The sequence below is a fragment of the Pseudoalteromonas sp. SWN166 genome (genome assembly GCF_015864485.1).
Lineage (GTDB): Bacteria > Pseudomonadota > Gammaproteobacteria > Enterobacterales > Alteromonadaceae > Pseudoalteromonas.
In genome coordinates, this window is sequence record NZ_JADYXB010000005.1 from 161,346 (window position 1) to 186,575 (window position 25,230).

At 39.0% G+C, this 25,230-nt stretch carries 12 protein-coding genes and 1 pseudogene; 3 read left to right on the forward strand and 10 right to left on the reverse strand.

The window, feature by feature from the left end; genetic code table 11:
* Nucleotides 1–101: 101 nt before the first annotated feature.
* The 6 genes from I6F49_RS04915 to I6F49_RS04940 form a co-directional block, all read right to left on the reverse strand.
* Nucleotides 102–2,510: a glucan 1,4-alpha-glucosidase gene (locus tag I6F49_RS04915; RefSeq protein WP_197178811.1), complete on the reverse strand. Its 2,409-nt coding sequence runs from the start codon at nt 2,508–2,510 to the stop codon at nt 102–104.
* Nucleotides 2,511–2,520: 10 nt separating this feature from the next.
* The gene (locus I6F49_RS04920; protein WP_010555040.1) at nt 2,521–4,026 is read right to left on the reverse strand and encodes an MFS transporter; all 1,506 of its coding nucleotides are present in this window, start codon (nt 4,024–4,026) and stop codon (nt 2,521–2,523) included.
* Entirely contained in the window at nt 4,019–5,878 is a 1,860-nt protein-coding gene (locus I6F49_RS04925) for an alpha-amylase family glycosyl hydrolase (RefSeq protein WP_197178813.1), read from the reverse strand. Before I6F49_RS04925 ends, I6F49_RS04920 begins: the two co-directional genes overlap by 8 nt.
* Nucleotides 5,879–5,968: 90 nt before the next feature.
* Nucleotides 5,969–7,819, reverse strand: coding sequence for a glycoside hydrolase family 13 protein (locus tag I6F49_RS04930; RefSeq protein WP_197178815.1), 1,851 nt, complete (start codon nt 7,817–7,819; stop codon nt 5,969–5,971).
* A 2-nt stretch (nt 7,820–7,821) separates the two neighbouring features.
* Nucleotides 7,822–9,315, reverse strand: coding sequence for a tryptophan halogenase family protein (locus tag I6F49_RS04935; RefSeq protein WP_197178817.1), 1,494 nt, complete (start codon nt 9,313–9,315; stop codon nt 7,822–7,824).
* Nucleotides 9,316–9,424: 109 nt separating this feature from the next.
* Nucleotides 9,425–12,208 (reverse strand): TonB-dependent receptor, encoded by a 2,784-nt coding sequence (locus I6F49_RS04940; RefSeq protein WP_197178819.1) that lies wholly within the window; start codon nt 12,206–12,208, stop codon nt 9,425–9,427.
* A gap of 662 nt (nt 12,209–12,870) precedes the next feature.
* On the opposite strand from I6F49_RS04940, the gene I6F49_RS04945 reads away from it, so the two are divergent.
* Nucleotides 12,871–14,493 (forward strand): alpha-glucosidase family protein, encoded by a 1,623-nt coding sequence (locus tag I6F49_RS04945; protein WP_197178821.1) that lies wholly within the window; start codon nt 12,871–12,873, stop codon nt 14,491–14,493.
* Between the two features lie 91 nt (nt 14,494–14,584).
* Here the strand turns inward: I6F49_RS04945 and I6F49_RS04950 are convergent.
* Nucleotides 14,585–14,786 (reverse strand): annotated as a pseudogene (locus I6F49_RS04950) (TIGR00645 family protein); the annotation flags it as partial.
* Between the two features lie 198 nt (nt 14,787–14,984).
* Here I6F49_RS04950 and I6F49_RS04955 point away from each other — a divergent pair.
* Entirely contained in the window at nt 14,985–15,227 is a 243-nt protein-coding gene (locus I6F49_RS04955) for a hypothetical protein (protein ID WP_007582596.1), read from the forward strand.
* Between the two features lie 225 nt (nt 15,228–15,452).
* On the opposite strand, the gene topA is transcribed toward I6F49_RS04955, so the two are convergent.
* Both topA and I6F49_RS04965 read right to left on the reverse strand, forming a co-directional pair.
* Entirely contained in the window at nt 15,453–18,173 is a 2,721-nt protein-coding gene (gene topA / locus I6F49_RS04960) for a type I DNA topoisomerase (RefSeq protein ID WP_197178823.1), read from the reverse strand.
* 248 nt (nt 18,174–18,421) lie between these two features.
* Nucleotides 18,422–22,396, reverse strand: a complete 3,975-nt coding sequence (locus tag I6F49_RS04965) for a beta strand repeat-containing protein (protein ID WP_231615035.1) — start codon at nt 22,394–22,396, stop codon at nt 18,422–18,424.
* 193 nt (nt 22,397–22,589) lie between these two features.
* On the opposite strand from I6F49_RS04965, the gene I6F49_RS04970 reads away from it, so the two are divergent.
* Entirely contained in the window at nt 22,590–23,924 is a 1,335-nt protein-coding gene (locus I6F49_RS04970) for a dicarboxylate/amino acid:cation symporter (protein WP_166421854.1), read from the forward strand.
* Nucleotides 23,925–24,023: 99 nt separating this feature from the next.
* Here the strand turns inward: I6F49_RS04970 and sohB are convergent, their stop codons facing one another.
* Nucleotides 24,024–25,040, reverse strand: coding sequence for a protease SohB (sohB, locus tag I6F49_RS04975; protein ID WP_197178825.1), 1,017 nt, complete (start codon nt 25,038–25,040; stop codon nt 24,024–24,026).
* Nucleotides 25,041–25,230 lie beyond the last annotated feature (190 nt).

Below are 25,230 nucleotides of genomic sequence, written 5' to 3' on the forward strand. Positions count from 1 at the left end.
AATTGCCGAGAACAACTAAATAGCGAATTTTTTGCCTAGCTAACAACACGTTTTTCCTGCCTCAAAATAGCTCACTTAATTAAGCGAATTGGTATTATATATTAGTCTTTAAGCGATTCGGCAACCACAGGGTAATAATCCCAAACTTGTTTATCACTGAGTGAGCGTACAAGCTTGATGTATTCTGCGTGTGTCCAAGCTAGAGGTGTTGCTGAGTTTGTGCCCTCGCCTAATTCATAACCTGCTTTATTTACGCCAACGCCATCCCATACTTGCTCAGGTAGCATCATGCCGCTATTAGCAAATTGCTCTAGCCCTTTTACGTAACTATTTTTAATGTCCGCTTGTTTTGCATCATCTAGCGTATTATTTGCGTTTGCGGCCGCTATTTCATAGTGTCCGCGTTCACCTGTAAAAAATGGCCATACACGACCACGTTGGCCTGGCGTGTTGCTCCTGCTTTCGGCGTAATTAGTACCTGTGGTTTCATCTTCGCCGTAACCGTCGTTGCCATAACGGCGATAGCCTGCAAATGTGCCGCTACCATCGGTAAAGTTAAAGCTGTATTTAACTTGTAAGTTATCTTCAAGCGTTTCGTCGTCATACTCAGGTAGAGTTTTAACTATACTTGAATCGTTGGCACTTCTTACTCCATAGCGGACTAATTCTAAAAAACCACCATCTAAAATCTGCTTTTTGTTAAAACCTTCACGGCCATTGTTGGCGTTAATTTTAGTATTAGAGTTAGCGTCGGTGTCTTGACCTATACGAATAAAATACTCGCCATCGGTGCTATCACCTTTTAAATTACCTTCGGTGGTAAACATTTGCGATTCTATATCATTGTTGTACTTTTTAGCCGTTGCTAAATAACGATCTGCATTTTGAGTATCACCGCTGAGTGTTGCTATGTCACTGGCTGTTATAAGGCCAGCAACAACGGCAGCCGTTGTAGAGGGAGAATAACCACTTTGCTCTTCCCAGCGCTCTTGCTGTGTAGCAGGTGGAGTGATTTGCATGTCGTTCCATAAAATTTTAGCTCTTCCGCCATCAACTAAAAAGTCAGCTGCCGGTTTTAGCATGCGTGCGTACCAATCTTTAAGTTCGTTATCACTTAGTACGTTTGCTTGATGTAACTTCCACGCAAGCATAATCGGCATAGCCGTTTGATCTAGCTGTACCCCTACCCATTCAAGTTCACCGTCAACATGTGTTTTTTGTAAAAACCATCCTGTATCACCATTGTTACCGGGGGTTTTGCTAGTAACTTGTACTTTTTCAAGGTATTCGAAGGCCGTTTTTGCAGTCGCTGTATCGCCTAAGGCCATAAATGCCATAGCTACTTGATAAAAATCACGAACCCATACCGCTTTGTAACCAGTCGAACCCTCTTTGGCTGAAACAGTTTCACCCCAAGGATTAGAAAGTGAGGCAATGAGCGCACCCGCATTAGTTTTGTCTTCTTGCGCTTTTAGTACCATTGCACTGGTATAAAGTAGCTTACCGTCATCGGCTGTTTGCTTAACCATTGTATTTAATGGCTCAAGGCTTTGTAAATAATCTTCCCAGCCTAGCGCTTCACCTTTACCGTTGTAGGCATCAAGCACATTTTGATAACCTTTAGATAAGCTCTGTGCACCTTGTTGCTGGCTTTGCTGCTGCGTTTTACCAAAGCTTAGTGCTAAATCAAATGTGGTATTACTATCGATATTACCAAGCTCTGCCAGCAGAGTGACGTTACCGGCCTTATCGCCAGTGTTTGAATATTGTTTGCTTAGTGTGTTTTGTTTTTTAAGTGAGGTGATGCCATCGCTCACACCTGTAAAGCCTACACTTTGCATTTTGAATGGCGTAGATGATTGCAACGTTAAAAAATTATCATCTTCCCATGCTACTAAGCCTTGCTCAGTGGTTTTTGCAAAATCACCTAAGCCGTTGTTGTTTATATAAGGGTTAACAGCAACATACGCTTTCACGCCTTTAAGTGATGTATTAAAAATACTGCGTACAAACAATGTTTGTCCGTCAGGGTCGGTGAATATGTGTTTTTCGAGGGTAAAACGCCCTTTCTTATCTGTACTTGTTACTTTGTAAGCAAGCGATAGTGGTCTGCCTTTATCGTCTTTATGTAAGTAATCAATTGTAACGTCTAAGTCGTCAGCTTCAGTGACTGTAAAATCTTTACCGGTTACTACAAACTGCATATCTTTAATTTGAGCTTGGTGAATGAGTCCAAACATAGTTTCGGTGATCATACCTTTGGCAATTGAAAACCATACTTTTGATACTTCACCTGTCGCAGCATTGTTATTATATTGGCCGTTTTGGTATTGCTCAAAAGAAGTACCAATTCCGGTTTTACCCGCGTAAGCCCAATATGGTTCAGCACCTGGTGCGCCAGGAGCTGCTGAAACTGTAGCGTCAATATTTTCGTTATTCGTATTTTGTGCACCACAGGCTGTTAAGCCCAAAGTTAAAAGAGCGGTAGTAATAAGGTTATATTTTTTCATTGTGTGACCCTTAGTTTGAATTTTTAACGCGCATTACAGCAATCGCAGCAACAACGAATGATGCAGCACCAATTAATAATGCGTAAATAGGCTGGTTAGAAAATACGTGGCGTAAAATAAGCCCTAAAATACTAGCGGCAAGCAATTGCGGTATAACAATAAAGAAGTTAAAAATACCCATATACACGCCCATTTTATTACTCGGTAATGCATTACTTAACATTGCATAAGGAAGCGATAAAATAGAAGCCCATGCAAAGCCAACGCCTATCATTGGAATAAGAAGCATTTTTGGGTCTGTTATAAACATAAAGCTCGCAAGGCCCAATGCACCTAGTAGTAAGTTAAAGCAATGTGCGCCTTTTAAGCCCATCTTTTTAACTAAGAATGGAATACACATAGCGGCAATAGCCGCAAAGCCATTGTAAGCTGCAAATAAAATGCCGACCCAATCAGCCCCATCGTTAAAGGCTTTACTTGTTGCATCACTGCTGCCGTAATGAAAGCTTGTTACTGCGGCTGTGGTGTATATCCACATAGCAAATAACGTAAACCAGCTAAAAAACTGCACCCAAGCAAGCTGCTTCATTGCCTCTGGCATGGTAAATACATCTTGTACTACTTGGTAAAAACCGCCTTGTATTTTGTTAGCAGCCTTTAATGCGCTTGCTATCCACTGCACAATACCAAACGCTAGTAAGCCACCAGCAAGTAGGTATAACTCTTTTTCAAGCGATAAACCCATTACTAATGCAAGGGTTGCTAAACCTAGCACCACAAAAATAATGGCACCTTTATTAAAGTTGATATCTACTAATGCGGTGTTAGTCGGTTTGGCAGTGTGGTTTTCAAAAGCAGCTAATTGCTCAGGGCTATATTCTTTGGTTCGCATAACTGTCCAAAGAACTGCGACTAGCAATACGACCCCACCCCAATAAAATGAATATTTAACAGATTCAGGGATTTGCCCTGGCGCAGCGGTATTACTTACGTCAAACCAATTGGTCATCATCCATGGTAGCGCTGAGGCTAATACCGCACCAATACCAATAAAAAAGCTTTGCAAGCCATAGCCCGTAGCACGTTGTTTTTCTGGCAGGTTATCGCCTACAAGTGCTCTAAAAGGTTCCATAGTGACATTGATTGAGGCATCCATAATCCATAACATACCTGCAGCAATCCAAAGGGTTGGTGAATGCGGCATGATAAAGAGTGAGATAGTAGTAAGTACCGCCCCTATGAAAAAGAATGGACGACGACGACCAAAACGCCCCCATGTTTTATCACTCCAATAACCAATTATTGGTTGCACTATTAAGCCCGTTAGCGGTGCTGCAACCCATAAAATAGGAATATCATCCACTTGTGCGCCTAGGGTTTGAAAAATACGGCTCACATTGCCGTTTTGTAGTGCAAAACCAAATTGAATACCTAAAAAGCCAAAGCACATATTCCATATTTGCCAAAAACTTAGATTTGGTTTGTTGCTGTCATAATTATTATTTTGATTATTCATGATTAGCCTTATTAGTTAAAACTGCGCTACTAAATGCATCTAGCGAAAGCATAAGCTTTGTAACTTCTTTGTCAGTGATGATCTTTACCGTGTTTTGTTCAAGTAAGTCGTGTAGCGGTTTATTTCGCTCAAAGGTATTAGCTTGCTCTGGTGTTAAATTAATTAATACCGTTTGTGGCTCCTCACTAAAATTACTAAAAACATAAACAGATTGCTGTCCCAGCGAGCGTACAAAACCAACAACGCGTTCGCTATTGCTAAGTGAAAGCTCTGACATGGTTCCACCTACAACAGCGGGTAAACTATTAAGAGCCATTATTGATTTATAATAATCACGAAGTGATGCTTGCTCGCTTGACAAGTTAGCGCCGTCGAATTTGCCGTTGTTCATCCATGCTTGATGCGCTGGTACACCAATGTAGTCAAAAATACTGGTGCGAGTAGATGTGCCAAAACCTGCGTTTTCAGATCCGTCCTCCCCCACATCTTGAGCAAAATATAATAAAGTAGGTGCGCGACTAATTAAGCTAGAAACTACCATTGCTGGTTTCCCCCAGCGTGCATCACCTGCAAAATCGGGGCTCGCAATGCGTTGTTCGTCGTGGTTTTCTAAAAAGTGCAACATGTGCGATTCAATATCGTTAACGTGGCTTTGGGCTGCAAAAATCGTATTAGCAGCTTGCTTACCCTGCATAATGGCTTTTAATGTGTCGTAAAAGCCGACTTTGTCATACAAATAATCCATTTTTCCTTGCTGAATATACGCTCTGTACATTTTCGGGTTATAAACTTCAGCCAATAAAAATGCATCCGGTTTTTGTATTTTGATTGATGAGTTTAAAAAACTCCAAAATTCAACTGGCACCATTTCGGCCATATCGTATCTAAAGCCATCAACGCCTTTATCAAGCCAGTACAAAGTGATATCTCTAAATTTATACCAACTATTAGGAAGCTCTTTATTTTGCCAAAAAGCGTAATGAGCGCGATAATCTTGTTTTTTTAGCTCTTTAGGTAATGCAGGAAAGTCATAGCTGCCATCAGGCTTTACACCATAGTTAACTTTTACGGTTTCATACCAATCGTTTATATCAGGTTTTGGTGCTCGCGCCCCATTCCCCGTCCATTTTGCTGGCGTTTCATCAAAAAAACCGTCAGCTAATGGATGCGTATTACCACCTAAAACGGAGTAACTTTCTGATGTTGGTACTTGAAAAGACTGCCCAGGTACATAATAAAAGTTGTTATTTTTATCGTACTCTTTGTTGGTGTCGTCTTGTTCACCAAAGTCTTTCACTCCTTTGGGTTTTGCTACTGATTTATAATTACGCGCAACATGGTTAGGCACAATATCAATAACCACTTTCATACCATGTTGATGAGTGCGCTCAATCAGATCACTAAACTCACCCAGCCTATTGGTTACATTTATGGCTAAATCTGGGTTTACGTCGTAGTAATCTTTGATTGCATAAGGTGAACCTGCACGGCCTTTTACTACATCCGGATCGTCTTGGCTAATGCCGTACTGTGTATAGTCGCCCACTAACGCATGGTGCAAAACACCGGTATACCAAACATGGGTCGTCCCTAGCTCTTTAATGCCAGCTAATGCAGCATCGTTAAAGTCAGCAAATTTGCCTACACCATTTTGCTCTTTTGTACCCCAAGGTACATTTGCGGTTTGTGTGTTACCAAATAAACGTGTAAACACTTGGTATACAACAGGCTTTGTTAACTCATTTTGCGCCTGTTTAGGCATTTGCTGCGGTTCGGTTTTATTATTATCTGAGCAGGCACTTGTTATAAGTGCGCTACACAGTAATGCGGGTACATAAACTGATTTTTTCATTGTGTGTCTTTTTGTCAGTAGTGTTATAGCTTTATACTAAAGATAACTGCAGCAAGCATACAGTTGCTGCATACGTATTCACTTAAACATTCACGGCGTATTAATCACTAATACCGTGGCAGCCATTGGCATTAAGTCAATACTGTTAGTTAGTTTAAAAGTGTGTTGTGTGAATAATGTCTGCGCATTGGCATTTTTTGGTATAACTTCTTGCATGTAATTAAGATTATGCTTTTGTGTTACTTTGTTTTTATTCATAAAAACTAATACAGTTTGCGTGTCACTAACGCGAGCATAACTATAAACACCATTGTTCGGACTAAAATGAACGAGCTTGCCCTTTGTAAGCGCAGGGCTTTGCTTTCTAAAGTTAAGTAGCGTGCTAATGGTCTTGTGCATATCGCGCTGCTCTTCGCTTAAACCAGCACCTGTAAACGCATTAGTTTTTTGATTTTTGAACCCACCAGGAAAATCAATTCGTATATCACCATGATCTTTACTCGGCGTGTTATCTAATATCACTTCCGTTCCGTAATACATTTGAGCAATGCCGCGCGTTGTTAAAAATAACGTCATCGCCATTTTAGTTTTAGCTAAGTCTTGCCCAAGCTCTGTATATACTCGGCTCATATCGTGATTATCAGCAAACACTATAATGTTGTTGGTATCTGGGTATAAAAAATCGTTAGCTAATGACTGATATACTTTAACCCAGCCTGTACTCCAGCTTTCATCTTCATTTAAAGCTTGAATTACCGCTTCTTGTAATGAAAAGTCCATTACACTGGGTAAGCTTGATGTGTACCCATCTTTATTTACTTTGCCGCGTTGCCAATACGACGCTATTGCAGGGTTTGAAGTCCACTCCTCACCAACAATATTAAAGTGTGGGTATTCATCCATAATGGCTTTTGTCCAATCACTTAAAAACGCTTTATCTGAATAAGAATAGGTATCTACACGAATACCGCTTAAATCGGCGTATTCAATCCACCAAATAGCGTTTTGAATTAAATATTCACTTAAAAGTGGTTGGCGCTGGTTTAAATCTGGCATGCTAGCAACAAACCAACCATCGCTAAATTGGCGTTTATCGTAGTTGCTTGCGTGTGGGTCTTGAATTGTTTGGCGCGCATGGCTTGTCGCATTTTCACCATTTTTAAATTCGCCATTAAAGTTAATCCAATCTTGGGTGGGTTTGTCTTTAACCCAAGCATGTTCAGAGCCAAAATGATTAAGTACCATATCCATAACAAGACCAATGCCCTGCTCTTTTGCTTTTACAGATAACGTTTTGTACAACTGGTTTGAACCCATACGTGGATCAATGTTATAAAAATCTGTGATCGCGTAACCATGGTAAGAATAGTCAGGCATGTTGTTTTCAAGCACAGGTGTTAACCAAAGCTGTGTCACGCCTAAATTATTTAAATACGGTAGCGCATTAATTACGCCTTGAATGTCACCGCCATGTCGCCCGCCTTTAAAGCTTGGATTTGCACTCTCTAGCATACCTTTAACTGTATCGTTTTTTTCATCACCATTAGCAAAGCGATCAGGATTAATTAAATACAAAGTATCTGCATTTGTGAAACCTTGACGTTGCGCGCTATGTTTATCTCGGGTAAGTAAAGGAAATTCAAAACTATGTTCAGGGTAGCTACTCTTAAATTGTAGCGTTCCTGCTTTAGCCATATCGCTAATACTTAAATGTAGAAAAGCATAATTAGGGTTGTCGGTGCGCGTTACGTTATTAAGTTCAACCCCTTTATACTTATCTAATTTAAATTTTTCGTTAGCTATATTTTCCTCGTGCACGAGTATCGTAATGTTATTTTTATTCATGCCTATCCACCAATTGGCAGGCTCTACATTAAGTGCATAACTAAAGCTTGGTAAGCTACATGCGCTTACTAGTAAAAGTGTGTTTAAAAATCGCATTATTAAACCTTTTTAATACTGGCTAAAAAATCTTGATGAGTTGGTAGCTGCGCAACTGTTGAGTTTATCAATGTTTTTAAGGTAGAAAATAAATCGCTCAGTTGCTCATCACTTAACGAATCCACAATACTATTGTAGTCATCAGGGATAAGCCCTTGCCCTATCATTACTTGCTGCCAAGCAACCTCAGCAAATAACTCGTCGTCTTCGCGTACTACCTTGCCAGTTTGCTTAAATAAATTCATTTTTTGGCTCAGGGAGTCAGGTATATCCATTTGCCTACACTGGCGCCAAAATGGAGAGTCTTCTCGCTCGGTGAGTTTGTAATGTAAAATAATAAAATCACGTATGTGCTCTATTTCAATTACGCTTTGTTTATTAAACTCAGTTACTAGCGCATCGCTAATGCCATTGTGTGGAAATAGCTTAATTAAGCGTGTAACCGCAGTTTGAATTAAATGAATACTGGTTGACTCAAGCGGTTCTAAAAACCCACTTGATAAACCAACCGCGACCACGTTTTTATGCCACTGCTTTAAGCGCCGACCTGTTTTAAATTTTATAACGCGCGGCTCTGTAATTGGCTCAGCGGGTAATTTTTGAAGAAGTAGCTGTTTAGCATCATCGTCTGATAAATATCTACAGCAATAAACAAGGCCATTACCAATACGGTTTTGCAGCGGTATTTGCCATTGCCAGCCTGCACTATGTGCAATAGAGCGCGTATAAGGCTTTAGATCATTGGTACTGTGTGTTTGAACGGCCACTGCACTATCACAGGGTAAGTAATGAGACCAATCAATAAACCCTGTATTAAGTGTTTGCTCAATTAACAAGGCACGCAGCCCGGTGCAATCTATAAATAAATCACCACTAATTTGACTATCGTTATCAAGTGCTAGGCTTTTAATATTGCCTGTAGTTAAGCATTGCTCAACATGGTCTATTTTTGCATCTATGTGTTTAACACCGCGCGATATAGCCAACTTTTTTAAATATTCGGCGTAAAGTGTGGCATCAAAATGGTACGCGTAACTCAGCCCAGGCAGTTGGGTATTTGGAATGGTATTTAAAGGGGCAAACCTATGCTGTTTAGCCGCTTGGTAATTGAGTGAAAAATCCCATAGTTCGTCTTCGCATCCAGTAACTTGGCCTTTTAACCAAAAGTTATAAAAATCACAAAAAGGAAAGTCTTTACCAAACGAGCCAAACGCATGCATATAATTATGCTTTGGCGTTTTCCAATTTTCGAACTCAATACCTAATTTTATTGAAGCATTAGTGGCATTAATAAAATCTTGCTCGTTTATACCCAGCGCGTTATTAAGCTGAACAATCGGCGGTATAGTGGCTTCGCCAACCCCCACGGACCCAATAGACGATGATTCTATCAATGTGATATTAATTACTTTACCTAACACTTTATTAAGCAAGGCTGCTGTTATCCATCCTGCGGTACCACCGCCTGCAATTACCACGTGTTTTATTGATTTCATATTATTATCCACGTTTTATTAAATTTAAGTACGGTTAAAAAGTTAGGTAAACTAGCTATAAAAAAGCCCCTGTAACATAAATTACAAGGGCTTCTACACACAGTTTTTATTATAGCTTGTAGCTAAAGCCTAACAAGTAAGTACGACCGTAATCTTGGTAATCACGTACTTGTAAAGCATTGTCGCCAGAAAGCGACGTAAACGGTTCTTCTGTTAAGTTTTGTACTTGAAACTGAATTGATAAACCTTCAAGGCTTTCAATACCCGCTTCACTAAAGTCGTAACCCGCTTGAACATCCCAAATAGTTTCACCTAAAATATCAACTTGTTCCGTGTCAAAGCCTAAGCCATATACATCGCCTTTAAAGGCACTACGTTTACGCATACTGGTACGTAACTGCATGCCATGCATTTCGTAGTAAACCGTTAAGCTTTGAATTTTATCTGAAAGACCCGGTAGTTCGTATTCGTTACCATTTTGATCTTCAATATCAGACTCAATACCTGTATGGCTAGCTATTAAACCAAAGCCTTCAAGTGATGGGTGAAATAGTTTAAATGGTAATGCCAGTGATAGCTCGTAACCATATAAATCGCCACCGCCGCCATTTATTTTACCACTGCCTGTACCCGATGATGTTGCTGGTAATTCTCCAGTAGATGGGTCTGCAACACCCGACATATCAATTGCGTACGTGCCGTCAAAAATCCACTGAGTTAAATCTTTATAGAAAAACGCAGCAGAGAAGTAACCTTCATCGCTAAAGTAATTCTCGTAAGTAAAGTCGTAACCGGTTGCTTCTTTAGGCTCTAAATTTGGATTACCACCCGATACAGACCAGTAGTTACCATTTTCATCTGGCGTTTGATTATATGACGCATTAACTGATGAATTCATTTCATCTAAACGTGCACGAGAAATTGTTTTAGCAGCACCAAAGCGTATTGTTTGTTGCTCATCAATCGCAAGAGACAGATTTAAGCTAGGTAATACGTGTGAGTAATCATGACTTATGTCTGTAGGTGATGTAACAACGACACCATCAACAGTACTAAATGCATTACCTTGTGATGATTGATCAGTTTGTACATAACGCACGCCAACATTACCCGTTAGTGCAAGACCGCTTACTTCAGCATTAATATTTGCTTGAACAAATGCAGAAGTGATTTCTTCTTTTACAGTCCACGATTTAGTCGCATGACTTGTATTTGTTAAGCTCTCTGCAAGTAAGTCGTAATAACCATCATTCACTAAGCCATTTACGTCATAAGCAATCATGTCGCCCATGCCAATAAAGCCTAAATCAACACTTCCGTTGCGGTACTGTTCTGGCACGCTAAGCATGCCTGGGTTATCTAATGAGAAACTAGATAACGTCATGAAGTAACCTTCTGAATCTTTTGTTTTCTCACGTTCTTTGTAAGACATACCAAATTCAATAGAGCTTATGTACTCGTTTTCTAATACCTTTGAAGCGGCTATTTTTAATGTTGATAATTCATCTTCAATAGTAGGTGCATTTATAAAACCGTCTTGCGCTTGGTTTTCATATTCAGTACCAGTTAAACCGTATTTATCGTTAAGTGCAGAGCTTGCACCCCACGAAAGCGGGCCACCTAACTGAATTAAACCATAATCACTATAATCTAAATCATGTGAAAAAGTAGCCCCAGTGTTACCACCATTAAATGTGTAACCCAAGTTATCTGCCACACCGCGAGCATCGCCACGGCCAGTGCCTGAATAGCTTTCAACACTCCAGATTTTACGCTCTACTTGTGAATAACTTGCATCAAACTCTACTGACCAAGAATCGTCAATATCGTATTTAGTATTAAAACCAAAAGCTGTAAGTTCGGCTTCGCGTTCTTCATAGTCATTACGAACTACAACACGCTGACCTTGGGTTACAGCGCTTGTTATAAAGCCTGATGCTTCATCAACTACTACACTGTTTGAGTCGATACTACCTTGTCCCCACGCGAATGGAACTTCAATACCGCGTAAGATTTTTTCATCTGTAAAATCTACATATAACGCATCAAACGTCATACTTAGATTGTCTGTAGGTGCTGCTTCTAAAACAAGCATTGCCGAGTCACGCTCAAGCGTTGATGAACGCACGTAAGGTTTAGCACCACCTAAAATTGAATAATCGTTACCATTTTCATTGAACTCTGGGTAACCCCACGAGTTCCAACGTTTTTCTTGATTTGGTGAACTCATCGTATTTAAAGCAAATGCAACACCAATGGTATCGTCTGCAAACTGGTCAATGTATGAAATTGTACCTCGGTAACCGTCGTCGTTACCATCTGGGTTTAATTTATCAAAGCTGGTTTGCTCATACTGTCCATTTACTTGTACAACACGTTCGCCTTTACTTAAAGGGCGCACGGTTTGCATATTAATAACACCGGCAATGCCTTCAGCATCTATACTTGCATTTGGCGTTTTATAAACAGTTACACCGCTCATAATTTCTGATGGGTAAAGGTCAAATTCTACGCCGCGGTTATCACCAATAGATACCTGTTCACGACCATTAAATGTAGTACCACTTTCGTTTTCACCAAAACCACGAATAGAGACACGACTTGCTCGGCCGTCTAAGCGCTGCGCTGTTAAGCCAGGTAAACGCGCAATCGATTCAGCAATTGAAGAGTCTGGTAATTTACCAATATCTTCGGCTGATATAGATTCTACAACCTGAGTAGAGAAGCGTTTAGTGTTAATAGACTCAACCACACTGCCACGAAAGCCTTTAACTTCGATAACTTCTACATCATCTTTTTTTATTGTATTTTCTTGAGCAGCCTGTGTAGCAAAGCTCGATAAGCCTGCAGCTGTTAATGCCAAAGTTAATATACTTGGTTTGAACATAGACATAATGTTTTCCCGTTACCCATATTGTGATACCCGCGTTCAATGTTTAAGTGATAGTTAAACAAGGCGAGCTAATTTTGTTGTCAGGATGAATATTAACGCCAGATTTATTTTATTAACAACTTTATGCATACGTATTCAACAATTAAAGCACTCTTTTATATTAACATAAAACTCACAAAACAGATTTTAACTGCATGATTTTATTAAATATAAATTAAATAAAAAACACAAAGCACACATCAATAGTTAAATCGATTCTATTGAAACTTAATGGCACCTTCACTTAAATGTAAACAAGGTGAAATTAATTAGCACTGTTATATAAAGTTTAAATTACTCCACATTTACCAAGCGTTAAATTGGTCAGACCATTTAATACAAAGCCTGAGGTATATTTTCCTTACGCTACAGTCTGTTAGGTTTAATTTAACTAAAAAATGAATGAATAACGTAATTGGTAAACAATAGACACACAAAATGAGCACTGTTAAAGCTACGCTAAGCGCTTATTTTTAATAATTTTATTGCATTATTTTTAGTGCATACGTATGCAGACTTTTTACAGGATTAAAGGCTTCACGTATGCTTTTTGCAAATAACGTGATTAATCGTAATCACAACAAAGAATAGTCTAAATACTGTGTGGAATGACGGAGAAAAGCATGACCCAAAAGCAGTGGTATAAAGGTGCGGTTATTTATCAAGTTTATCCGCGTAGCTTTCAAGATAGCAACAACGATGGCATTGGTGATTTAAAAGGGATTATTAATCGTATTGATTACATTAAAAGCTTAGGCGTTGATGCAATTTGGATTTCACCTTTTTTCAAATCGCCGATGAAAGACTTTGGCTACGATATTAGCGACTACCGCGACATTGACCCACTTTTTGGTGACTTAAACGATTTTGATGAACTAATAAGCCAAGCTCACGATCGAGATATTAAAATAATTATAGATCAGGTATTAAGCCACACGTCAGATCAACATCAGTGGTTTTTAGATAGTCGTGATAATTTAACAAACGACAAAGCTGATTGGTATGTTTGGGCCGATGCTAAAGATGATGGAACAGCTCCAAATAACTGGCTGTCTATTTTTGGTGGTGGCGCATGGCAGTGGGAACCTCGCCGTGGACAATATTATTTGCATAACTTTTTAACCGAACAACCCGATTTAAACTTTCATAATCCTGATGTAAGGCAAGCTGTGCTTGATAACGTGGAGTTTTGGCTTAAAAAAGGCGTTGATGGCTTTAGACTCGATGCTATTAACTTTTGCTACCACGATGCATTACTTCGCGATAACCCTGCTAAACCAAAAGATAAACGCCAAGGTCGTGGTTTTAGTGAAGATAACCCATACGCATTTCAGTATCATTACTACAACAACACTCAGCCAGAAAATATTGAGTTTATGCAAGACATTCGCACATTACTTAATAAATACCCAGGTACTGTATCGCTTGGCGAAATCTCATCAGAGGATTCATTGGCGACAATGGCGCAGTACACCCAAGGTGGCGATAAGCTGCACATGGGATATAGCTTTGAGCTCTTAACAAATGATTATTCAAGTGAATATATTAGAACTACGGTTCAAACTCTTGAACAACGTATGACTGAGGGTTGGCCGTGTTGGGCATTTAGCAACCATGATGTAGAGCGCGTAGCAAGTCGCTGGAGTGAAAATGGCGAAATAAACCCTCAGCAATGTAAAATGCTAACCGCCCTACTTGCTTCCCTTCGTGGCAGTGTATGTATGTACCAAGGTGAAGAATTAGGTTTAGGTGAGGCAAGTGTTGCCTTTGAAGACTTACAAGACCCATATGGCATAACATTTTGGCCTAATTTTAAAGGGCGTGATGGCTGTAGAACGCCAATGCCTTGGGAGCAAGCTGATTCACCTCATGCGGGTTTTAGTGACGTAAAACCTTGGCTACCTGTTGATGATGCACACAAACAGCAATCAGTCGCTGTGCAAACTAATGATAGCAACTCAATTTTAAACGCCTACCGTGAGTTTATGGCGTGGCGCAAGAGCCAAACTGTTTTACTTGAGGGTGATATTGAGTTTATTGAAACGCCTGAGCCTGTACTTGCTTTTTATAGAACGCTTGGAGCGCAAAAAATGCTTTGCCTGTTTAATCTAAGCTCTCAACAAACAGCTATTAATATGCCAACATCAATCGTTAAAGAATATAACGAGCTTAGCCATCACAGCGCAAAATTAAGCCAAGACACATTAACGCTTGAGCCTTATGCTTGCTTTTATGCAAAGTGTTAATCACATAAAAATTACGTTTAATTTTATAATTAAGCTATAAAAACAGCAAAGCCTAAGTTAATTACTTGGGCTTTTTTATGTATTTTATCTTTTAGTGACTTTGAGTTTTGCTGTTTAAATAGTTAGTTAAAGCAAGCAAACAAAGCACCTGATATTACAAACGTGACATGAATAATCACTTTCCAAAATAGTTTATGACTTGGGTATACGCTGGAGTTATTAAATACTTTTAATAACTCAACAGTAGAAATAGCGACTATTGCACTTATTAACTTCATCTTTAAACCTAAAAACCAATACAACACAATACCGCGAAATACCGACAAGCAAATTACTCATCCTTACGATAAAAATATTTCGTTATCTTTTATTTCATTTTCGTTTAAAAATCAATATACCAACAGAGTTGTTCTGGATTGGGCACTACTGGTTTAAACCTGACTTTAAACTGGGTAAATCAGTCATCACACCATTTTTTTAGGAATAAACGAATGAAAAAAGCATTGCTAGCATTAATCGTAGCACCACTATTTGCAGTATCTGCGACTTACGCGGTAGCAGACGATGCGCCAACAGCTTCAGCCGAAATGGTAAAAGAATACACAGAGATGTGTGTTAACTGGGCTAAAGATGATGACGTAAGCAATGAAGAGCTAAATGCCTACGTATTAAAATGCGTAAATGATGAGCTTGAATCTGAAGGCTATAAAAAAGTATCTTCTGTTAAAATTTAATCATACCAATTGCATTAAATTAGCGATCTATTTAGTGCGATAAAATGACTATGTTTTTTAATAAAAATTGATATACCCAATACACTTAGTTAAATGTACTGCTAATAAAGCCGTTGCGAAAACATTTAACTAGGCACAAAAAAACCGGAATAGACACAAGCTGTGCATTCCGGTTTTTTTATGACTTTTTAAAACTATAAAAAGCTATGAATAAGAAATACCTACTTATTCATCCTCTTTTTTAGTTTTAGGCTTTGCTTTGGCTTTAGGTTTTGCTTTAGCTGGTGCCTTTTTTGCTGCGGCTTTCTTTTTAGGCGCTGCTTTTTTCTTCGCTTCTTCTGTCCATTTACCTGCTTCATAATGAGCAGTCCAGCCAGTTGCTTTACCGTCAACTTCAGTCATAACATACTGAGCTTTATTTTTACGGCTGTAGCGTACAACAGCAAGATTACCATCAGGATCTTTAGCAGGTGCATCGGCTAGGTAATAAAACTTAGGCGAAATACGGTCTCTAAAGCGTTTTAATTCTTCTACCTTAGGTGCACGTGTTTCTCGTGACTTAGGAAAAGTATTTGCAGCTAAAAATATACCTGCGGCGCCATCACGCAGTACAAAGTACGCATCTGACTTTTCACATTCTAACTCAGTTATGTGAACAGGGTCTTCTTTTGGTGGAGCAGCCTCACCACTTTTAAGTAACTTACGTGTGTTTTTACACTCGTCATTATTACAGCCAAAGTACTTACCAAAACGACCAGATTTAAGTTCCATGTCAGAACCACATTTATCACATTCGATAATAGGTCCATCATAGCCTTTAATCTTAAAAGTGCCCTCTTCAACTATATGCCCTTTACATGCAGGGTTGTTACCACACACATGCAGTTTTCGAGTTTCATCGATAAGGTATGAATCCATTGCCGTTTCACAAATCGGGCAACGTTTCATCTGCATTAGCTTTTCAGTTTCTTCGTCTTCGACATCGGCTGCAACCGCTTCATCGCCCGACACTAAGTTCATTGTCGTTGTACAACGCTCTTTAGGTGGTAAGCTATAGCCAGTACACCCTAAGAAAACACCAGTTGATGCTGTGCGTATACCCATTTTTCGGCTACACGTAGGACATTCAATATCCGTTTCAACCATCTCGTTGAGACGCATACCGCCATTTTCTGGTTCATCTTTAGCGACAGTTAATTGCGTTGAAAAATCAGCATAAAATTTATCAAGAACTTCAGTCCATACTCGCTCGCCTTCAGCGATGTCATCTAAACGGCCTTCCATTTTTGCTGTAAAATCAAAATTCATTAAATCAGTGAAGTTTTCAACCAAACGATCAGTAACTATTTCACCCATTTTTTCAGCAAAGAAACGGCGATTTTCTACACGTACATAACCACGATCTTGAATCGTTGATATAATTGACGCATAAGTAGATGGACGACCAATACCGCGTTTTTCAAGCTCTTTTACTAAACTTGCTTCACTAAAGCGCGCTGGCGGTTTAGTAAAATGTTGCTTAGGATCAAGTTCGATTAAAGAAAGGACTTCACCTTCTTTAACAGCCGGTAATGATTGATCTTCTTCGTTCTTTTTACGTATTGCAGGCTGTACTTTAGTCCAACCATCAAAGCGTAGCACACGCCCTTTTGCTTTAAGTTGGAAATCGTTAGCTTCAACTGTAAGCGTTGTTAAATCGTATTCAGCAGGTACCATTTGGCACGCTACAAACTGACGCCAAATTAGCTCGTACAGCTTTTTAGCATCGGCATCTACACCTTCAACATGCCCAGATAACACGGTAACACTTGAAGGACGAATAGCCTCATGCGCTTCTTGTGCATTACCTTTAGAGCTGTAGCTAATTGGATCTTTTGGTAAATATTTAGCACCAAACTCGTTCGTTACGTACTCACGACACATTTCAACCGCATCTTTTGAAAGATTAGTTGAATCGGTACGCATATACGTAATATAACCGCCTTCATACAAACGCTGAGCAAGCATCATGGTCTTTTTAACGCCATAACCTAAACGTGTACTTGCCGCTTGTTGCATGGTTGAAGTAATTAATGGCGCACTTGGGCGACTTTTACTTGGTTTTTCTTCAACGCTAATTACTTTATATTCTGCATTCTCAAGGCTTTTAACCGCTGCGCTAGCCTGAGCTTCATTTACAGGCTTAAATGGCTTTCCTGCTTGTTTGGCTACTTCTAAGCGTAACTCAGACTCAGTATTTTTAACGTCAGCGTGAATATCCCAAAATTCTTCTGGGATAAATGCTTTAATTTCACGTTCACGCTCTACTAATAAGCGAACTGCCACTGACTGAACTCGTCCTGCAGAAAGTCCTCGAGCAACCTTAGCCCAAAGTAAAGGTGAAACCATAAAACCAACAACACGGTCCAAAAAGCGACGTGTTTGCTGAGCATAAACCATATCGGTGTTAAGCTCGCCTGGTGTTTCAAATGCTTGTTGTATTGCGTTTTTAGTAATTTCGTTAAAAACTACGCGCTTATACTTTGAAGGCTCGCCGCCAATAATTTCCTGAAGGTGCCAAGCAATTGCTTCCCCTTCTCTATCCAAATCCGTTGCGAGATATATTTGGTCTGCATTTTCTGCCAGCTTTTGTAATTCTTGAACAACTTTTTCTTTACCAGGCAGTATTTCGTAATGCGGATCCCAGCCTTGGTTTGGGTCAATACCCATACGCGCGACTAAGTTTGTATAATCTCGTTGCTTTTTATACGCTGCTTTTTCTTCTGGTTCCATTTTACGAACTTCTGCTGGCGTTTTAGTTGCCGGCACTTTAGCTTTGCTCGAACCTGAAGTAGGTAAATCTCGTACATGTCCAATACTGGACTTTACGATGAAGTCATTACCTAAATATTTATTAATTGTTTTAGCCTTAGCAGGAGACTCTACAATTACTAGCGATTTGCCCATAGTTGCCTATTTCTAACCAAATATTAAAAATGTGTTTACCGCTATAAGCGGCGCGAATATTTATAGGTATATCTACAAACACTAGTTGTTACAAGCTTTTAATACAAACTTTTCAGTATTTACTGAATAAACGAACAATTTTTGTCGTTAAATTAAACAAACAGGTGTTTTTAGATTAATTGATGTGGAATATATAGAACAGAAACAAAAATGCCAACCTAAAGGTTGGCATTTTTTATTTTAAACGATTATAAATCGTCTTTTACTGCAACCGAAAATGGAGAAACTAAACCAGACGGAGCTTTAACTGAAATATTTAAGCTACCCGATGGACTCTCGTTACCACCTGTTAGAGGTTCCCGTTTAATACCAAATGAAACACCTACTGGGATAAAGCTCGTAGTATTAGGAAATACATAACTAGTTTCGCCAGTAAGTTCACCGTTATCAGTACTAATAGATACCTCAGTACCTGCAGGCAGAGGATTGTTATATATATCTGCAATATACATAATCAAACTAACACTATCAGTCCCCGTTGCACTCTGAGTTAAATCTATTCCACTGACTTCACACATCTGCTGACTTGCGGGATCACTTTGTGAACGACGTACTAATGGACTATTAGGATCACTATTTACATGCACATCAGATGCTGTTACGCCTACAGCAGTTGCACAGCTATCTGCATATGTTACTAGCCTAAAGAATGCTGTATCACCCGACATAACAATTTCTTGGTTTTGAAATACATTAACCATTTTACGGCTACAAATACCTGCAGTTTCATCTTCTTCACGACATAGCAGACCATTATATAAACCATTCTCTGTAGTCCAAGTACCACTACCATCAAAATCAACAAACTCTTCAAATTCATCACCCGTTGAGTTATTGCGTGAACAAGGGGCAGTTCCATCATTACAATCTTTACCGCCATAAGTACCATCTTCGTTGTTATCAATGAAGGCTTCAGGAATATCAAATAAATCGTCAAAAAAGTCTGTGCTATCAAAGTAGCCATTACCATTTAAGTCTGAAAAAGTCTCTTCGCCAATAGCATAAGCAAGCACTGTTGCTCGACCACCTAATGGACGATCAACAACTAAATTGCCCAAAGTATCCACTTCAACAATACCTAATGGGCAAGGCAAACCACCATCACATTTTTGTGCAATTGTATTCTCGTACATTGAATCAGTAAAAGGTCGAGGATTGGTGCTTGTCCATGTGACACTACAAGCGCCATTAGTAGTTGTACAGCTCGGTTCGATAACACCTCCTTCAGTAATAAAAGTAACAGCCGTACCGTCTGGAACAGGATTGTTAAAATGATCCGCTAATCGAGCGTTAACTAACACCTCCGTACCATCAATATTTAAAGCATGTGGATTGAAAATAGAGCGCGATAAAGAAAAACTATTCTGATCGGCAATACCCGTACTAACAACTAGGATATCCGAAGGAGCAGTTACGATAACAGTCTTACCTTCAACCTCTTCTTCGCTTGATGCAATTACACGTACGGGTGTTGCAATCGAGCCTGACTGAACTGATGTTGTTACTTCGCCGCTGAGATTGGTAATAGCACTGGCTGTGCCTAATGTAATTCCACCTACAGCTGTTGAAAGTTCAAAGTTAACGGTTCTTGACGCTAAATCGTTCCCGTTTGAATCGACAAGTTTGAATGTTACTTCTGATATCTCAGTTCTATCAGCACCACCAGTGCCTTTTAAAGCAATCACAGGCTCAGTAACTTCAACAAACTGTAAAAAACCAATATTTGCAGGTGATACATTAATAGTTGTATTAGCAGATACTGTATCACCACCGGTAATAACTGTGGCAGTAATTATATCGCCACCAACACAGGTGAGAGGTCGGTATGTTGAGCGAGCAAAACCACCAATACTAGTCACCGTTTTATCAATTATTGCCTGTCCTGAACTTACACAACCAGATGAGAACTCAACAGTTAATGGATTTGTGTATAATTCACCATCTTTAGAGATTTCAATAGAGACTAAAGCAGTAGCTCCAGCCGCTAATAACTCATCATCGGCAATAGAGCTTGAAATAGAAATTTCAATATCTACAGCAGCAATTTGAAACGCCTTAGTTAAGTTACTCTCAAGTACAGACACGGTGATTTCACCTGCCCCTACGTCTTGTCCAGGAACTATATCGAGTAGTGCGATACCATTAGCATCTGTAATTGCAGTTCCTGTGGTCGGTGAAATTGAACCAATAGTTGTAGTTGCAGTAACTAGTGTTTGAGTAAGTGGTGTTGTAGAATTTTCATTCGTTACTTCAATGAATAAAATAGCTGAAGAATCGCCTGAGATACTTGTTATCTCTTCACATAAACTTGCATCTCTGATTGTTTTAAAATCAACCGGGCAATTTTGCAAAATTTTAAAATTGATATCGGCAGTGCTTTGATTAGGATCAATAGCATCACCGCGAGTATAAAAGCCTACCGTTTCTGTAATTGCCTCATACTGCGCTGTAACATTGCCGGCACCTTCAACTGTACCTGGTGTTAAATTTAAAGTGGCAATACCATTAGCATTTGTTAGCGCAGTACCAGAACTTGGTAGAAGGCTACCTAAAGTAGAGCTAAAAGAAACCACTTTTCCCACTACTGGATCACTATTCGAATCTAATACTAAAGCTTGCACTAAGCCATTATTGCTTGCACTAATCTCACTTGTTTGAATTAGTGTTGTTGACGATACTAAACTTAAATCAATTGTGAAATTCTCAGCATCCCCTTGTTCAGGCGAATCTCCGGCAGTTGTATATGTAAAAGCTTCAGCTGTGTAACTCGTGTTATCGCTATCAATATATTCGGCCGTAATTGAACCGGCTCCGGCTTCTGTCCCTGCTAATAAATCAACCTTCGCAATACCTTGGTCATTGGTCAGTGCAGTACCATTAGAAGGATTAATAGTACCTAAGCCTGATAAATTAAATGCGACTAACTTAAAGGCACCAGGTTCACCGTTTAATAATAGTTGTGCCTGGGCAACAGCAGGGTTTAAAAAATCTACATTACGAGCAGTCGAACCATCACTTGCTAATAAGCTAACCGTAATTTCAGCTTTTTTAACAACGATAGATTCAAAGTCAAAAGCTTCAGATGAATACGTAATACCATTATTTACGTAAGTTACAAATAATTCTGAAGCACCTTCAGTATCACCTGCTAATAGTTCAATAGTAGCAATACCATTGCTATTGGTCAAAACGCTACCAGAACTAGGGTTTAAAATACCTATATTACTAGCTAACGAAAAGTTAACACTTTGTGAGCTAACTGGAGTACCGTCATTAAGTAGCATTGCTCTTAGTTCTAGAGGTGTTAATGAAGTAACTGTATTTGATTGAACATCAGTTTCACTATCATAACCTTGTATAGTTAATGTATATTCTGGCTCGCTTCCCTCTTTACCGTCAGATTGAAACGAGAAACTTGAGGTGTAAGTAACACTGTCAAGGGTAAAACTTGCTGTAACTTGACCAGCGCCTTCAATTGTCCCTGATGTTAATTCTACCTTCGCTTGCCCATTTGTTTGTGTAAGTGCCGAATTTGCACTTAAAGAACCAACATTACCCGATAGAGAAAATGCTATGACCTCACCAGATACCTGACTACCGTTATTAGTAAGGGTAGCGATTAAATCGATTGGAGTATCGCCTGAAACTGAATTTGTTACAGCTCCATTAGTTTGTGAAAAACCTTGAAACTGAATTTCATATTCTTTGTTTGGATTTAGTCCAGCATCACCTGTTGAGCTAAACGAAAAGCTATCAGTATAGGTTGTGCCATCAACTGTGTATGTGGCAGTTACTTCTCCAGCACCTTCTACGGTACCAGCCAGTAGTTCAACTTCGGCTTCTCCATCTGCATTTGTAAGTGCCGATGTTTGGCTTAAAGCCCCAACTGTATCAGTTAGTGTAAATGTAATACGCTTACCTGCAACAATTTCACCATCTTGAGTAAGAGTTGCTCGTAAATCTAAAGAAGTAGCAGCCGTAACAGAGTTAGACTCTGTTGCATCTACTTGTGAATATCCCTTCAGTGACACAGAGTATGTACTAGTCTCTGTAGTCGAGTCACCATCACTAATAGAACCATCTTTTTCAAGTGACCCACCGCCACCACAGGCTGTAAGAAAAAAACTGAGCAATGAAATGCTGAGTAGTCGCATTAAAGGCATAAACCTCTCCCTAGCGTTGTTATTATAATCAAAATTAATTTTCACTTAATATTAACCTATAACTTAGTATAAAATCACAGTTTTTTATTACTTTTTTGAGTGAAATATTTTTAAATAAATACTAACTTTTTCTGTAGTAAATATTTCCTTGCTGGTAGTCTATGGCAAATTTATAAAATGTAGATCAGGAAATATGTCAAAAATCCGTTCAATGAGTTTAACCACTCGCATCATGATTGGTATGGCGCTTGGGGTTACAGTAGGTTTTATATTTCAGGCTATATTAGCTGGTGAAGACGATTATCTAATACCTCTTGGGTTATTCTCTTTGCCAATTAAAGCCTTTTTTGTTGATGGTATTTTCCATGTTGGTGGACAAATATTCATTGCCAGCTTAAAAATGTTAGTTGTGCCTCTTGTATTTGTATCGCTTGTTTGTGGTACCTGTAGCTTAAGTGACCCTAAAAAATTAGGTCGCCTAGGTGGTAAATCTATTGGTTTATATTTATTAACTACAGCTATTGCTATAACAGTGGCGATTACACTAGCACTACTATTTAGTCCTGGTGAAGGAATAAGCCTCCCATCTAATGCAACTTACGATGCTAAAGAAGCCCCTACCCTTGCACGTGTAATTATAGATATGTTTCCTACAAATCCTTTTGAGGCAATGGCCAAAGGCAATATGCTTCAAGTTATTGTGTTTGCGCTTTTATTTGGTGTAGCAATGGCATTAAGTGGTAAAGCGGGTAAACGCGTTGCTACCGTATTTGAAGATTTAAACACAGTAATTTTAAAACTAGTTACGCTTTTAATGAACATTGCCCCTTATGGCGTGTTCTTTTTAATGGCAAAACTATTTACAACTATTGAGCTTAGTTTAATTGTGAGCCTAGCTAAGTACTTTGGTGTTGTAGTACTCGCACTGTTATTACATGCTTTTGTAAACTACACATTGCTTTTAAAAATATTAACAGGCTTAAACCCGCTTATTTTCTTAGCAAAAATGAAGCATACATGCTTATTTGCATTTAGTACTTCAAGCTCAAGCGCTACCATGCCTATTACACTTGAAACAGCGACCAAAAAATTAGGCGCTAACAACTCTGTTGCCTCATTCACTATTCCCTTAGGCGCTACTATTAACATGGATGGCACGGCCATTATGCAAGGTGTGGCTACCGTGTTCATTGCACAAGTGTTTAGTGTCGATTTGACCATATCTGATTACTTAATGGTTATATTAACAGCAACACTTGCCTCTGTAGGTACAGCAGGCGTACCTGGTGTTGGTTTAATTATGCTGGCAATGGTACTTAACCAAGTGGGTTTACCTGTAGAAGGGATCGCAATTATTATCGGTGTAGACCGCTTACTAGATATGACACGTACAGCAGTTAATGTAACCGGGGATTGTATGGTTACCTGTGTTGTTGCCAAGTCTGAAGGTGAGCTTGATGAGAGCATCTTTAACGACCCCAATGCCGCTAAAGATTTAGAAGATTATCATAAGTCTATTGATTCATAATCTATGACTATTGAGTTATAAAAAAACCTTGATGTTTTGCATCAAGGTTTTTTTTTCGAGTAAAAATAATTAGCTTGTTCTCAGGTTAAATATTCTAACCTAAGGATTTAGGGACTTAAATTTAGAAAGTAAGTTTATCCCTACTTTATTTACGCCACTGCTCAAGCCAAGGGCTAACTTATCGCTCAATCCCTTTTTAACCTTGTATTTAATTTTATAAATTTGGCGCTCATGTTGTTGCTCTAGCAATGCATCATCACTTGTTTTTATAACATCTACCAAGCCTTTATCAATTGCCTGAGTTGCAAACCAATGCTCACCTGTTGCAACTAAATTAATATCAAGGCATGGACGTTGAGTGCTTACAAACGTTTTAAATAAGTCATGTGTTTGTTCAATTTCTTCACGAAATTTTTCACGGGCCTTATCTGTATTTTCACCAAATAAAGTAAGTGTGCGTTTAAACTCACCTGCCGTTATTTGTTCGAACTCCACATCGTTTTTCTTTAATATTTTATTAAAGTTAGGTATCTGAGCAATAACACCAATAGAGCCAACAATAGCAAAAGGGGCTGCGAGTATCTCATCGGCTACACACGCCATCATGTAACCACCACTCGCTGCTACTTTATCAATTGATACACTTAAGGGTATGCCTGCGTTTTTAATACGCTGTAACTGAGATGCAGCAAGTCCGTATCCATGTACAACACCGCCACCGCTTTCTAAACGAATAAGCACTTTGTCTTTACTTGGATCGGCGATAGATATAATTGCTGTAATTTCTTCACGTAAGCTTTCTACTTCGTGAGCATCCATACTACCCACAAAGTCAATTACATATAAACTAGGTTTAGGCTCATCTTTATCTGCTTTTTTACTTTGCGATTTAAGCAGTTTTTGATGCGCTTTAAGCTCTTTTTTACCCAACGTATTTTGTAAAAAACTTTCTTTAAGTTCAACTAGCTGCTCTGATATATCATCAATTTGTATTTCACCTTTTTTGGCCTTTGGCTTAACTGCAGCGCCAACTATTAGCATTAAAACAACTGCGATAGCGATAACAAAAGTAACTGTTTTAGCAAAAAACAAACCGTATTCGTATAAAAATTCCAACTGGTTTCTCCATTTATAAATTTCAGCTAATTTAGCATGCTTTAAAGCAAAAAAAAGCCACTTTTCAGTTAACACCATTCAGTTAAGCATGTTTTGACTTAATGGTGTACCGAGTTTTTGAAATTCGAACGGTCCTACTTTTGGGCCGTTTTCTTTTTTCTGGAAGAATATAACGTTTCACTCGCTCTCG

Excerpts from the sequence above, each read along its gene's own strand:
- I6F49_RS04965 (WP_231615035.1), bottom strand. The coding sequence starts at position 22,396 with ATGCCTTTAATGCGACTACTCAGCATTTCATTGCTCAGTTTTTTTCTT.
- I6F49_RS04935 (WP_197178817.1), bottom strand. The coding sequence starts at position 9,315 with ATGAAATCAATAAAACACGTGGTAATTGCAGGCGGTGGTACCGCAGGA.
- I6F49_RS04915 (WP_197178811.1), bottom strand. The coding sequence starts at position 2,510 with ATGAAAAAATATAACCTTATTACTACCGCTCTTTTAACTTTGGGCTTA.
- I6F49_RS04970 (WP_166421854.1), top strand. The coding sequence starts at position 22,590 with ATGTCAAAAATCCGTTCAATGAGTTTAACCACTCGCATCATGATTGGT.
- I6F49_RS04940 (WP_197178819.1), bottom strand. The coding sequence starts at position 12,208 with ATGTCTATGTTCAAACCAAGTATATTAACTTTGGCATTAACAGCTGCA.
- topA (WP_197178823.1), bottom strand. The coding sequence starts at position 18,173 with ATGGGCAAATCGCTAGTAATTGTAGAGTCTCCTGCTAAGGCTAAAACA.
- I6F49_RS04920 (WP_010555040.1), bottom strand. The coding sequence starts at position 4,026 with ATGAATAATCAAAATAATAATTATGACAGCAACAAACCAAATCTAAGT.
- I6F49_RS04955 (WP_007582596.1), top strand. The coding sequence starts at position 14,985 with ATGAAAAAAGCATTGCTAGCATTAATCGTAGCACCACTATTTGCAGTA.
- I6F49_RS04930 (WP_197178815.1), bottom strand. The coding sequence starts at position 7,819 with ATGCGATTTTTAAACACACTTTTACTAGTAAGCGCATGTAGCTTACCA.
- I6F49_RS04925 (WP_197178813.1), bottom strand. The coding sequence starts at position 5,878 with ATGAAAAAATCAGTTTATGTACCCGCATTACTGTGTAGCGCACTTATA.
- I6F49_RS04945 (WP_197178821.1), top strand. The coding sequence starts at position 12,871 with ATGACCCAAAAGCAGTGGTATAAAGGTGCGGTTATTTATCAAGTTTAT.